We start from the raw sequence: 12,726 nt of genomic DNA, 5'->3' as shown, positions 1-12,726 counted from the left end.
TCACCACCCCTCATCCTCGGGCTTGACCCGAGGATCCACGCGGCAAACTCAGTGGGTGTGGATGGATCCTCGGGTCAAGCCCGAGGATGACGGAGGATAGCTTGGCGGCCTTGGAGGCTTACTTGCAGGCGGCGCAGAAGCGCTGAATGCGCTTGCCGGCTTCCTCAAGCTGGGCTTCCGAGGTGGCATAGGAGATGCGGAAGTTCGGGCCGAGGCCGAAGGCGGAACCGTGCACGACGGCCACACCTTCCGCTTCGAGCAGTTCCGACACGAAGTCCTCGTCGGTCTCGATGACCTTGCCCGACGGCGCGGTCTTGCCGATCAGGCCCTTGCAGGACGGATAGACGTAGAAAGCGCCTTCCGGCGACGGGCACTCGATGCCCTTGGCCTGGTTGAGCATGGAGACGATGAGGTCGCGGCGACCTTCGAAGATCTTCTTGTTTTCCGGAATGAAGTCCTGCGTGCCATTGAGCGCCTCGACGGCGGCCCATTGAGCGACCGAGCAGGCACCCGAGGTCTGCTGGCCCTGGATCATGTCCATGGCCTTGATGAGGTTCAAGGGACCTGCCGCATAGCCGATACGCCAGCCGGTCATCGCATAGGCCTTGGAAACGCCGTTCATCGTCAGCGTACGGTCATAGAGGCCGGGCTCGACTTCGACCGGGGTGGCGAACTTGAAGTCGCCATAGGTCAGGTGCTCGTACATGTCGTCCGTCAGCACCCAGACATGCGGATGGCGCATCAGCACGTCGGTCAGCGCCTTCAGCTCGTCGTGGCTGTAGGCCGCACCCGAAGGGTTGGACGGCGAGTTGAAGATGAACCACTTGGTCTTCGGCGTGATCGCCTTTTCCAGGTCTTCGGCCTTCAGCTTGAACTTGTTTTCCTGGGTCGTCGCGACGAAGACCGGCGTACCGCCGCACAGCGACACCATTTCCGGATAGGAAACCCAATAAGGTGTCGGGATAACGACTTCATCGCCCGGATTCATCGTCGCCATGAAGGCGTTGAAAAGAATCTGCTTTCCGCCGGTGCCGACAATGGTCTGGGCGGCGGTGTAGTCGAGGCCGTTTTCGCGCTTGAACTTCTTGACGATGGCTTCGCGCAGTTCCGGGATGCCTGATACCGGCGTGTATTTCGTCTCGCCGCGGTTGATCGCGTCGATGGCGGCCTGCTTGATATTGTCGGGCGTGTCGAAGTCGGGTTCACCCGCGCCAAGCCCGATGACGTCGCGGCCCTTGGCTTTCAGTTCGCGCGCTTTCTGGGAAACGGCGATGGTGGCGGAAGGCTTCACACGGGAAAGGGCGTCGGCAAGAAAGGCCATGATGGAGATGTCCTCATCGGGTTCAAAGGCGGCTCAGGCCATGGACCCGGAGCGCCAGGCTCCATAGCGGTTAGGTCTATGTCGAATGTGCGCAGGTCTTGCAAGCGCGGCGGGCGAAAAAAGCGGGAAATGCGGGCTTGGGCGCAAAATATCATGAACGCCATCAACGGATCGAATGGATCGGGCCACGACCAGAAAACGAAAACACCAATAGGTTGAAGGAGCGCGCAATCATCAAGATTTTTACGCGAAAGATTAAGCCGGCATTAACGGATGCGGCGTAGGGTTGGGAAGTCGGGATCGTCAAGCTGATGGTGGCGCATGAGCATCTTTTCCAATCTCGTCCGGCAGCCGGACGGCGCCTTCAGTGCCCGCTTCGGGCCTTATCTCCTGCAATCCGCCCTCCAGCCGATCTTTGCCGAGCGCGCCGATGGCCGTTTGCAGATCGCCGCGCTGAAGGGGCTTGTCCGCGCCAGCATCAACGATGTGCTCTGCTCGCCGGCCGACTTCTTTCACTATGTGCCGGAGGAAGAGCGGGCCGCCGTCGACGGCCTCTGCCGCAGCCTGCACATCCTGAACGCCGGCGCTCTTGCGCGTCGCGACGTCTCGCTGATCGTCAATTTCAACGGCGGGCTCTATATGACACCGGAAGCGATCCGCCACGAGGTCGAGCGGCTGCGGCTTGCAGCGCACCAGGCGGGCATGCCGCCGGCGTGCATTGCCTGCGAAATCCGCGAGCACCCGGAAGACGCCCCTGACGGGCTCGCCCATTTTGCAGAGCGGCTGCACGAGGGCGGCTTCTCCATTGCCATCGATGATTACACCGGTGAAGACCATGACCTCGGGCGGCTTCAACGCCTCCAGCCGCAATTCGTGACCTTCGATACGGTCTGGCTTCAGGAATTCTCGGAAAACTCCGCGGGCCTTGCGCTGCTCAGGGTTCTTGTCAGTCAGTTCGCCCACAAGAACATTCACGCCATCGTCACGGGCATCGAGGATGCCGACATGATCGCCCGCTGCCGCGACATGGGCGGCCCGTTGATGCAGGGCTATCTGCTGGCCCGCCCCGAACTCGCCCCGACGAACTTCAATCTCACCTTCCCGCAGCTTGACGACGACGCGCTCGAAGCGGTCGGTGACACGCCCGTTGCAAGCCCCGTGACGGCACCTGAACCGCGTGCCCTGCGGCCCGTCCGGCAGTTCGGCAGAAGAGGTGTCTAAGACGGGAAACGGGACCGGTCTATTCGACGGAAGAGGCTGAAAATCCCGCTTTTTCGACCTGCCCTCTTTTCGCCATAATAAATGTCGGGCCTTGCCGCAATTCGGTCCTTGTCACGCCGATTTCGGCGGGCTTTTTCATCATCACGAGAACAGAGAAAATTGGGGGACGCGATGTTTCTGGATGACGAAAAAGTGGGCAACAGGCCCAAGGCGCGCGAGTCACGCGCGCTGTTCCTGATCGCCATGACGGCCCTTGTTGCCTGCGCCATCATGGTCGTCGGCCTGATGTCGCCGCCGACGGCCGGACCCGGGCTCGATGCCATCACCACGTCGGGCATCCCGGCCGCCGCCTCGCAGGTCGATCCCACGCAAAAGTGAGCCGCCGCGCCGGCATCGCCCTTGAAAGCCGCCCGCCTCTGGGCCAGTTAACGGCAAAGGGCGGGAGAATGCGATGCGACGGCACGGACGAAACTGGAACGGCATTTTTGCAGGCGCGGGGATTCCCCTCCTCCTCGCCGTTATGATCGGCACAGCAAACGCCGAAGATGCTATCGAAATCCCCAGCAAGAAAATCCCACTCGTCGTCGAGACCCTGGCCACGGGTCTCAAGCAGCCTTGGTCCGTCGAGGTCCTGCCCGACGGCAGCCCCATCGTCTCGGAAAAGCAGGGCACGCTGCGTATCGTGAAGGACGGCAAGGTCTCCGCACCGATCGCCGGCGTGCCGCCGGTCTCGACCGAGGGTCAGGGCGGCCTGCTCGACATCGCGCTCGCACCGGATTTCGCCACCAGCCGCACCCTCTATTTCACCTATAGCGCGCGCGGCGACGGCGGTGCCGGAACCGCGCTTGCCAAGGCGCGGCTCTCGCAGGACAGCACGCGGCTCGAGGACGAAACGCGCCTGTTCCTGATGAACCGCCTCACCACCCGCGGCCAGCATTTCGGCTCGCGCATCGCCATTGCCAAGGACGGCAGCCTGTTCTTCGGCATCGGCGACCGGGGCGAGGAAACGCGCGCGCAGGATCCGCGCGATCATGCCGGCTCCATCCTGCACATCAATCCGGACGGCACCCCGCATGCCGACAACCCCTTTGTCGGCACCGCCAACGGCCTTCCGGAAATCTGGTCCAAGGGGCACCGCAACCCACAGGGCCTGACCATCGACGCCAAGGACGGCACGCTGCTGACCGCCGAGCACGGCGCCCGCGGCGGCGACGAGGTGAACACACCGCAGCCGGGCCGCAACTACGGCTGGCCGCGCGTTTCCTATGGCCGTCATTATTCCGGCGCGGAATTCGAGCTCGGCTCGACGGCCGAAGGGTTCGAACAGCCGCTTTATTATTGGGATCCGTCGATCGCACCCGCCGCCATCGCCGTCTATCACGGCGCGATGTTCCCGGAATGGGACGGTAACCTCTTGGTCGCCGCGCTGAAATTCCAGCTGCTCGCCCGGCTGGAGCGGGATGAAAGCGGCGCGGTGGTTTCCGAGGAGCGGCTGTTCGATGGTGAGTTCGGCCGTATCCGCGACGTCGTCGTCGCCCCCGACGGCGCACTCCTGCTCCTCACCGACGACCAGGGCACGCTGTTGCGCGTGTCCCGCGCGACCGCAACGGAGTAACCCGCTCCTGTTAAACCTCGCCTATCGGCTATACTGGCTGCGCCGTCATCTTCGGCGCAATGCTTGCCGTAGAACTCCTCCCGGAACTACTCAACGGAGACCGTCGCGCCCACACGATCGAAGTATGACACAGTCGCTGCACCGCCACATGTCCTTTGGCACCGCAATATAAAATCATACAAAATCAGGCAAAGCCCCGTAAAATCTGCGGGATTTTTCGGCAATCGCCTGGAAATTGGCCAAAGTGAGGCATGTCCGGCGCATGATAAAACTTTTGCTTGCCAATTCAACACAAACACATCAATCTTGCGCCGTTCGGGCAATTTGCGAACACGGGAAGACCTTGAATAAAAGCGCGCCGGAGACGCGAAATAATTCCGGGCAGCCAAGATCTGGACGGTTCCCCAGGGAGCGGTGCGGTTGGCTGGCTGCGGTGAAAACAGGACCCTTTCCTCAACCTCGAGAACTGCCTGCCTAACGCCCCCTGGGGCAAAACTATATGCTGCCCGCCGCCAATATACGGGCAGAGAGAAAAGGACCTGACGCATGGCCGAGACTGGCACTGTAAAATTCTTCAACACCGAGAAGGGCTTTGGCTTCATCAAGCCCGACAATGGTGGTGCGGACATCTTCGTACATATTTCCGCTGTACAGGCTTCCGGCCTGAACGGCCTTTCCGAAAACCAGAAGGTAAGCTTCGACACGGAACCCGATCGCCGCGGCAAGGGCCCGAAGGCGGTTAACCTGCAGATCGACGGCTGAGCCGGAACAATCTCAGGATTTTCAAGTTGAAGCCCGGCAGCGATGCCGGGTTTTTTCGTTCAGCCTCCGTTCAGCCTCAGTCATCTAGTTTGCTACCTATCGAACCGGCAGAGGGCCGGATCAAAAGGATCGACGTCATGAACAAAGTCCTCAAGACAATCGTGCTTTCGCTTGCCGTTGCCGCAACGACGCTCACCGCCACGGCCGGCGTCGTCGAAGCGCGCGATCGCAACCGGGATGGTTACTGGCGTGAAGGTGACAGCGGCTATCGCGAATACCGCCCGCGCCGTCATCACCGCGGCCATGGCGACCGCGACGCCCTCGTCGGCGGCGCGCTCGGCCTTGCCACCGGCGTCATCATCGGTGGTGCGCTGGCTTCGCAGCCGCGCTATGTGGAACCGGATTATTACCCGGAGCCCGAGCCCCGCGTGATCTATCGCCGCCAGCCGGTCTATGATGCTCCGAGCTACGAGCCGTGGACCCAGTCCTGGTTCGACTACTGCTCGCAGCGTTACCGCTCGTTCAACCCGCGCAGCGGCACCTATGTCGGCTATGACGGCCGCGAGCACTTCTGCACCGCCGGCTGATTCCGGCCCGCAGTCCATCAAAAAAGGCGGACGCCACACGGCGCCCGCCTTTTTGTTTCCGGCGTTTAGATCAAAGCCCCTTCAGATAGGGGTTCGTTCGCCGCTCCTCGCCGATCCTTCCGCCCGGCCCGTGGCCGCAGAGGAAGCCGACCTCGTCGCCCAGCGGGAAAACCTTGTCACGGATTGAGTCCAGCAGTTGCTGATGGTTGCCGCCCGGCAGATCGGTGCGGCCGATCGAGCCCTGGAAGAGCACGTCGCCAAGATGGGCGAAACTCTGGTTGCGGTTGAAATAGATGACGTGGCCGGGCGCATGGCCCGGTGTGTGGTAAACCTCGAATTCGTGCTCGCCGAACGAGACAGTATCGCCGTCTTCGAGCCAGCGATCCGGCACGACATTGCTGACCTTCATCGGCACGCCGAACATCGAGGCCTGCGCTTCCAGCCGCTGGAGCAGCGAAAGATCGTCCTTGTGCGGGCCGATGATGTCGATGCCGAGCGCGTCCTTCAATTCCTTCGCGCCGCCGGCATGGTCGATATGGCCGTGCGTCAGCCAGATCGCCTTCAGCGTAATGCCGTTCTGCTTGTTGGTATCGAGGATCACCTCGACGTCGCCGCCGGGATCGACGACCACGCCTTCCTTCGTCTCCGTATCGAAGAGAATGGTGCAGTTCTGCTGGAAGGGAGTGACGGGAATGATGCCCGCCTGAAGCATGCCCATGGGGTCCTCGCTCGATTGCCGCGTTGCGACCGGTATAGCCGCTGCGGCGCGCGAAGACCAAGATGAATCAACGCAGGCTCGCCATCTCCTGCGTACCGGCAGTGTGAGCCGGACCGGTCGCCAGCGTGGGCGAGACGGTGGAGATGAGCAGCGCGACGACGGCAAGGTTGATCGCGATATAAACGAAAGCCACCGGGCGGAGGCTCGCGGCGACGGTGTTCTGCTGTTGCTTCGAATTGCGCTGCATCGGTCTGTTCCCTGAACCCTGCGTGGCGGCGATACGCGCCATCTGTTGTCTGGTGTTTACAACGGATCAGGAGTCCAGGCTGTTCCGGCAGGAACAGCTAATGCAGGCGATTGTGGCATGAATGCCACAATGTTCAGAGCGGCAAGGCCGTCGTCTCCTTCAGCGTGTCGAGCACGATCGCGGTCTTCACATGCGAGACGGATTCATGCGGCAGCAGCACATCGTTGACGAAGGCCGAGAGTGCCTTGAGGTTCGGCACCACCACCTTGATGATGTAGTCCATCTCGCCCGTCAGCGAGTAGGCCTCCAGAACCTCCGGCAGGTTGGAGATGAGCTTCGCGAACCGCACGGCATTGTCGCGGTTGTGCGTCGCCAGCGTCACCGTCACGACGATGACGATGCCGAGATCGAGCTTTTCGCGGTCGAGCTCCGCCCGGTAGGCGCGGATGATGCCCTCCTCCTCCAGCCGGATGCGCCGACGCGAGCATTGCGAGGGCGAGAGGTTGATGCGCTCGGAAAGCTCGTTGTTCGTCAGGCGCGCATCCTCCTGCAGATGCGCGAGCAGCTTACGGTCGAAAGCGTCAATCTGCACGGATCGCCCTCCAAACAATCATTTCATGCATGATCATCGCACGGATTTATCAAAGCGCAAACACTATGCACACACATTGCATGGCAAACGCGCCATACTGCCTTCCATAGATTTCGTGGAGGACGAACGATGGGCCCTTTCCCGCATGACGCACTGACGGCAGTGATCTCGGCCGACAACCCGGCCGGCACCGATGGCTTCGAGTTCGTCGAATTCGCCCATCCCGAGCCGGAAAAGCTCGAAGAGCTGTTCTCCCGCATGGGCTACAGCAAGGTTGCCACGCACCGCACCAAGGCGATCTCGGTCTGGCGCCAGGGCGACATCAATTACATCGTCAATGCCGAGCCGGGCTCGCATGCCATGACATTCGCCGGGGAGCATGGCCCCTGCGCCGCATCGATGGCCTGGCGCGTGGTCGATGCCAAGCATGCCTTCGAGCACGCCGTCTCCAAGGGCGCGACGCCCTATGAAGGTAACGACAAGGCGCTCGACGTGCCCGCCATCGTCGGCATCGGCGGCTCGCTGCTTTATTTCGTCGAGAAATATGGCGCCAAGGGCTCCGCCTATGACGCGGAATTCGAATGGACGGGCGAGCGCAATCCGAAGCCCGCGGGTGTCGGCTTCTATTTCCTCGATCACCTCACGCACAATGTCTATCGCGGCAACATGGACACGTGGTGGGATTTCTACCGCGAGCTCTTCGGCTTCAAGCAGATCCACTTCTTCGACATCGACGGCCGCATCACCGGCCTCGTGTCGCGCGCCATCACCTCGCCCTGCGGCAAGATCCGCATTCCGCTCAACGAATCCAAGGATGAGACGAGCCAGATCGTCGAGTACCTGAAGAAGTACAAGGGCGAAGGCATCCAGCATATCGCCGTCGGCACGGACGCGATCTACGACGCTACCGACAGGCTCGCCGCCAACGGTATGAAATTTATGCCTGGTCCGCCGGATAACTATTACGACCGTTCCTATGTCCGCGTCGTCGGCCATGAAGAGCCGGTCGAGCGCATGAAGAAGCACGGCATCCTCATCGATGGCGAAGGCGTCGTCGATGGCGGCATGACGAAGATCCTGTTGCAGATCTTCTCCAAGACCGTTATCGGGCCGATCTTCTTCGAATTCATCCAGCGCAAGGGTGACGAAGGTTTTGGCGAAGGTAATTTCCGCGCGCTCTTCGAATCGATCGAGGAAGACCAGATCCGCCGGGGCGTCATCGCAGCAGAATAAAAACCGCGGCAACCAAGCCATGCGGGGAAGGAAGAGGCGGCCGTTTTGCGGCCGCCTCTTTACATTTGAGGCACTTGAAGAACTCCAGTGTACTTCGCACACGGGCAAATTGACTTATCCCAAATTTATCCGCACGTTGCAGATGCCGAATTTTTCGGCGACGGGTGCGCGGGCTCCAGACCGCGCCCCGGTAGCGAGGCAAGTGTTCGGCCCGGCCACTCTCATTCCGGGCGGACCTTTCGGAGGGGAAGTCATGGAAGCATTGATGCCCATCATCACGCAGATCATCGCCGGCGCCGTCGGCGGCAATGTGGCGGGTGCGGCCCTGAAACAGGCGGCCGTAAGCGTGATCGTCCGCACCATCGTCGGCGCCATCGGCGGTATCGGCGGCGGTTTTCTTCTCCAGATGCTGGGCGGTGAAGCCGGCCTTTCCGGCCTGGTGGCCAACGGCATCGGCGGCCTCGTTGGCGGCGGCGTGCTGACCGGCATCGTCGGCGCGGTGCTCGGCAAGAAATAAACGGCGGGCTTCACAAACAAAAGGCGGCCCTTTCGGGCCGCCCATTTATTTCGTTCGCTATCGTGAAAACCGCTTATTCGGCAGCGGCCGCGACCGGATAGACTTCCTTCATGTAGTCGTTCATCAGGTTTTCTGAGATCGTGCCCGGCGTGAAGCGATACGGTCCGATTTCCGAGACCGGCGTCACCTCGGCGGCCGAACCCGTCAGGAAGCACTCGGAGAAATCCGACAGTTCCTCCGGCATGATCACCCGCTCGACGACCTGGTAACCGCGGCGCTTGGCGAGCTCGATCACCGTGCGACGCGTGATGCCGTCGAGGAAACAATCCGGCACCGGCGTGTGGATGACGCCGTCCTTCACGAAGAACACGTTCGCCCCGGTCGCTTCCGCCACCTGGCCGCGATAGTCGAGCATCAGCGCATCCGCATAGCCCTTGGCTTCGGCGGCGTGTTTGGAGATCGTGCAGATCATGTAGAGGCCGGCGGCCTTCGATTTGGACGGCGCGGTCTTCGGATCGGGCCGGCGATACTCGGCGATGTCGAGGCGGATGCCCTTCAGCTTTTCGGCCGGGTTGAAATAGCTGCCCCACTGCCAGATGGCGATGGCGACGTTGATACGGTTGTTCTGTGCCGAAACGCCCATCATTTCCGAGCCGCGCCAGGCGATCGGCCGCGCATAGGCTTCGGAGAAGCCCTGACGCTTCAGCAGTTCGACGGTCGCCGCATCCAGCTCCTCGACGGAATAGGGAATCTTGAAGCCGAGGATTTCGGCCGATTTGTGCAGGCGCTGGTTATGCTCGGTGAGCTTGAAGATGCGCCCGCCATAGGCGCGCTCGCCTTCGAACACCGCACTCGCATAATGCAGGCCGTGCGTCAGCACGTGGATCTTCGCGTCCTTCCAGTCGACGAATTCACCGTTGAACCAGATTTGTCCGTCCAGCTGATCGAAAGGAACTGCCATCGTGTCATCCTCCGGCGCTCGCACGCCATTCTTTCTGTTGATTGTTTCGCCAGTTGCGGTCTAACCAGAAACAGGCAGGATTACCTGCGTATAGGATAATCCGGATTGGTAGCCGGGAAAACATCTGACAACGGCGCCCGGGACCGCAATTTACGGTGCGGACCCTAACAACGATGGAAAAATATGTCAACAATGCTGACGTATTTTTCCATAAATTACGCGGGGACGGCAAGGCATGAAAGGAAATGACAACGCGGCCCGACAGACGCCGGACAAACATGGCGCAAACGAGCTGCACCACGACGTGATGACAGGCGATGGGCGCATCGACTTCGAGATCATCGAAGGCCTGTTCTTCGCCTATCGCGACTTCATTTCCGATCCGGACGCCATTCTGGCGACGAGCGGTTTCGGCCGCGCGCATCACCGCGTCGTGCACTTCGTCAACCGTGAGCCGGGCATGACGGTGGCGGACCTGCTCGATACGCTGAAGATCACCAAGCAGAGCCTGGCGCGCGTCTTGAAGGAGCTGATCGATTCCGGCTATATCCAGCAGGTGGCAGGCCCCGAGGATCGCCGCCAGCGCAAGCTCTACCCGACCAAGGCGGGACGTGAACTGGCGCTAGCACTCGCCGAGCCGCAATCCCGCCGCATCGCCCGTGCATTCGAGGACATGAATGCCGGCGACCGCCGGGCGGTGGTGAAATTCCTCGCCGGCATGCAGAACGCCAAGAGCGAATGAGAAACGGACAGGAGGACAAGACGATGACCGCTGCCGGCGCGCCCTCCGACGATGCATCCCATCTGCTCGTCGTCGACGACGACACCCGTATCCGCGAACTCCTGAACCGTTATCTCAAGGAGCAGGGTTTTCGCGTGACCGTCGCGGGCGACGCAGACGAGGCACGGCGCAAGCTGCGCGGCCTGGATTTCGACCTCATCATCATGGACGTGATGATGCCGGGCGAGAGCGGCCTGTCGCTGACCAAGAGCCTGCGCGATATCCGCCCCGTGCCCATCCTCATGCTGACGGCGCTCGCCGAATCCAAAGCCCGCATCGAGGGGCTGGAGGCCGGCGCGGACGACTATCTCTCCAAGCCCTTCGAGCCGCGCGAACTGGTGCTGCGCATCAACAACATCCTGAAGCGCAACGCGCCACCGACCACGCCGAAGATCGAGCAGGTGATGTTCGGCCCCTATACCTTCTCCATCGTGCGCAAGGAACTGAAGCGCGGCGGCGACGCCATCCGCCTCACCGACCGCGAGCAGGAAATCATGCTGCTGTTTTCTCTGCGCGCCGGTGAAACCATCCCGCGCCATGAATTGATCGGCGAAGAAACAGAAGTGGGTGAACGTACTATAGACGTGCAGATCAACCGCCTGAGGCGTAAGATCGAGGACGATCCATCCAATCCGGTGTGGCTGCAGACGGTGCGCGGCATCGGCTACCGACTGAGCGTAGAGCAGGGCTGACCGTGTGCAATCCGATGCATGTCCAGGAACAGTGTGAAGCGGTTTTCCGTTCGCAACCGTCTATGCGCACGATTTTGGAAAACCCAGTCCGATGACGACCTTCGAGACGTTCAAGCGCGATATCGAGCGCGCGCCCGCTGCCGGCTGGAAGCGCGTGGTGCGCTGGCTGCGCCGGCAGCTGCCCACGGGCCTCTATGCCCGCTCGCTGCTCATCATCATCATCCCGATGGTCCTGCTCCAGTCGGTCGTCGCCTTCGTGTTCATGGAGCGCCACTGGCAACTCGTCACCCAGCGCCTCTCGGCCGCCGTCACGCGCGACATCGCTGGCGTCATCGATCTCATCGAGACCTATCCGCAGGATGCCGACTATTCCGAGATCACCCGCATCGCGCGGGAGCGGCTGGACCTGATCATCTCCGTCGAACCGGGCGTCGACCTGCCGCCGCCGCGCTCGAAGCCGTTCTTCAACATTCTCGATGAAATCCTCAGCGAGGAGATCGTCCGGCAAATCCGCCGGCCGTTCTGGATCGACACGGTGGGCGAGAGCAACCTCGTCGAAATCCGCATCCAGCTCGACAACAAGATCCTGCGGGTCTATGCGCGGCGCAGCCAGGCCTATGCGTCGAACACCCATATCTTCCTGCTCTGGATGGTCGGCACGTCGCTGGTGCTGATCACCATCTCCATCCTCTTCCTGCGCGGCCAGATCCGCCCGATCCTGACGCTGGCCAAGGCGGCCGAAAGTTTCGGCAAGGGCCAGAAGATGCCCGACGATTTCGCGCCCCGCGGCGCCGACGAAGTGCGGCGTGCCGGCCTTGCCTTCATCCTCATGCGCGAGCGCATCGAGCGGCAGATGGAACAGCGCACGGCGATGCTGACCGGCGTCAGCCATGACCTGCGCACCATCCTGACCCGCTTCAAGCTGCAGCTGGCGCTCGCCGGCGACAATCCCGACCTACAAGGCCTCAACAAGGACGTCGAGGACATGCAGACCATGCTGGAGGGCTATCTCGCCTTCGCGCGCGGCGACGTGGAAGAAGACGTCCGCGAAATGCGCCTCTCGGATTTCTTCGACAAGCTGGCGATGGAAGCGGAGCTGCACGAGCGCGCCTTTTCCAGCGATATCGACGGCGACGACGAGATCATGGTGCGGCCCAACGCCTTCGGCCGGCTTGTCGGCAATCTCGTGTCGAACGCGCTGCGCTATGCCAAGACCGTGCATGTCGAGGCGCGCCACCGGGCCAAATGGCTGACGATCACCGTCGACGACGACGGGCCGGGCATTCCCGAACGCTCGCGCGACGACGTCTTCAAGCCGTTCTTCCGCCTCGACGAGGCGCGCAATCTCGACGCCTCCGGCACCGGCCTCGGCCTCGCCATCGCCCGCGACATCGCCCGCAGCCACGGCGGCAACGTCACCCTGTCGGACAGCCCGATGGGCGGCCTGCGCGCCACCATCCGCATTCCCGCCTGACGGAT

At 61.9% G+C, this 12,726-nt stretch carries 15 protein-coding genes; 10 read left to right on the top strand and 5 right to left on the bottom strand.

Going from position 1 to position 12,726, the window contains the following annotated elements; translation table 11 throughout:
• Positions 1-118: 118 nt before the first annotated feature.
• Positions 119-1,321: a pyridoxal phosphate-dependent aminotransferase gene (locus AC27VQ_RS09720; RefSeq protein ID WP_488716117.1), complete on the bottom strand. Its 1,203-nt coding sequence runs from the start codon at positions 1,319-1,321 to the stop codon at positions 119-121.
• A gap of 321 nt (positions 1,322-1,642) precedes the next feature.
• On the opposite strand from AC27VQ_RS09720, the gene AC27VQ_RS09715 reads away from it, so the two are divergent.
• From AC27VQ_RS09715 to AC27VQ_RS09695, 5 genes are all read left to right on the top strand, one after another.
• On the top strand, positions 1,643-2,542 hold the full coding sequence (locus tag AC27VQ_RS09715; protein ID WP_488716116.1) for an EAL domain-containing protein: 900 nt from the start codon (positions 1,643-1,645) through the stop codon (positions 2,540-2,542).
• 171 nt (positions 2,543-2,713) lie between these two features.
• Positions 2,714-2,920 (top strand): hypothetical protein, encoded by a 207-nt coding sequence (locus AC27VQ_RS09710; RefSeq protein ID WP_488716115.1) that lies wholly within the window; start codon positions 2,714-2,716, stop codon positions 2,918-2,920.
• A 73-nt stretch (positions 2,921-2,993) separates the two neighbouring features.
• A complete protein-coding gene (locus AC27VQ_RS09705) occupies positions 2,994-4,157 on the top strand; it encodes a PQQ-dependent sugar dehydrogenase (RefSeq protein WP_488716114.1) in 1,164 nt (387 codons plus the stop codon).
• A gap of 546 nt (positions 4,158-4,703) precedes the next feature.
• On the top strand, positions 4,704-4,919 hold the full coding sequence (locus AC27VQ_RS09700; protein WP_069058105.1) for a cold-shock protein: 216 nt from the start codon (positions 4,704-4,706) through the stop codon (positions 4,917-4,919).
• A gap of 137 nt (positions 4,920-5,056) precedes the next feature.
• Positions 5,057-5,506 (top strand): BA14K family protein, encoded by a 450-nt coding sequence (locus AC27VQ_RS09695; RefSeq protein WP_488716113.1) that lies wholly within the window; start codon positions 5,057-5,059, stop codon positions 5,504-5,506.
• Positions 5,507-5,576: 70 nt separating this feature from the next.
• Here the strand turns inward: AC27VQ_RS09695 and AC27VQ_RS09690 are convergent, their stop codons facing one another.
• From AC27VQ_RS09690 to AC27VQ_RS09680, 3 genes are all read right to left on the bottom strand, one after another.
• Positions 5,577-6,218: an MBL fold metallo-hydrolase gene (locus AC27VQ_RS09690; RefSeq protein ID WP_488716168.1), complete on the bottom strand. Its 642-nt coding sequence runs from the start codon at positions 6,216-6,218 to the stop codon at positions 5,577-5,579.
• A gap of 73 nt (positions 6,219-6,291) precedes the next feature.
• On the bottom strand, positions 6,292-6,471 hold the full coding sequence (locus AC27VQ_RS09685; RefSeq protein ID WP_488716112.1) for a hypothetical protein: 180 nt from the start codon (positions 6,469-6,471) through the stop codon (positions 6,292-6,294).
• Positions 6,472-6,604: 133 nt separating this feature from the next.
• A complete protein-coding gene (locus tag AC27VQ_RS09680) occupies positions 6,605-7,063 on the bottom strand; it encodes an Lrp/AsnC family transcriptional regulator (protein WP_313522837.1) in 459 nt (152 codons plus the stop codon).
• 129 nt (positions 7,064-7,192) lie between these two features.
• Here AC27VQ_RS09680 and hppD point away from each other — a divergent pair, with 129 nt between their 5' ends.
• Both hppD and AC27VQ_RS09670 read left to right on the top strand, forming a co-directional pair.
• Positions 7,193-8,296, top strand: a complete 1,104-nt coding sequence (gene hppD, locus AC27VQ_RS09675) for a 4-hydroxyphenylpyruvate dioxygenase (RefSeq protein ID WP_488716111.1) — start codon at positions 7,193-7,195, stop codon at positions 8,294-8,296.
• Positions 8,297-8,549: 253 nt separating this feature from the next.
• A complete protein-coding gene (locus AC27VQ_RS09670) occupies positions 8,550-8,813 on the top strand; it encodes a hypothetical protein (RefSeq protein WP_117366721.1) in 264 nt (87 codons plus the stop codon).
• 73 nt (positions 8,814-8,886) lie between these two features.
• Here the strand turns inward: AC27VQ_RS09670 and AC27VQ_RS09665 are convergent, their stop codons facing one another.
• Entirely contained in the window at positions 8,887-9,774 is an 888-nt protein-coding gene (locus tag AC27VQ_RS09665; protein WP_313522833.1) for a branched-chain amino acid aminotransferase, read from the bottom strand.
• A gap of 235 nt (positions 9,775-10,009) precedes the next feature.
• On the opposite strand from AC27VQ_RS09665, the gene AC27VQ_RS09660 reads away from it, so the two are divergent.
• The 3 genes from AC27VQ_RS09660 (at position 10,010) to AC27VQ_RS09650 (ending at position 12,721) form a co-directional block, all read left to right on the top strand.
• On the top strand, positions 10,010-10,516 hold the full coding sequence (locus tag AC27VQ_RS09660) for a MarR family winged helix-turn-helix transcriptional regulator (RefSeq protein WP_488716110.1): 507 nt from the start codon (positions 10,010-10,012) through the stop codon (positions 10,514-10,516).
• Positions 10,517-10,539: 23 nt separating this feature from the next.
• The gene (locus AC27VQ_RS09655) at positions 10,540-11,247 is read left to right on the top strand and encodes a response regulator (RefSeq protein WP_298101316.1); all 708 of its coding nucleotides are present in this window, start codon (positions 10,540-10,542) and stop codon (positions 11,245-11,247) included.
• Between the two features lie 91 nt (positions 11,248-11,338).
• Positions 11,339-12,721: an ATP-binding protein gene (locus tag AC27VQ_RS09650; RefSeq protein WP_488716109.1), complete on the top strand. Its 1,383-nt coding sequence runs from the start codon at positions 11,339-11,341 to the stop codon at positions 12,719-12,721.
• The last annotated feature ends 5 nt before the right edge of the window (positions 12,722-12,726 follow it).

The organism is Shinella sp. 20P9.1.1 (assembly GCF_057798995.1).
This window is presented reverse-complemented; position numbering and strand designations above follow the sequence as displayed.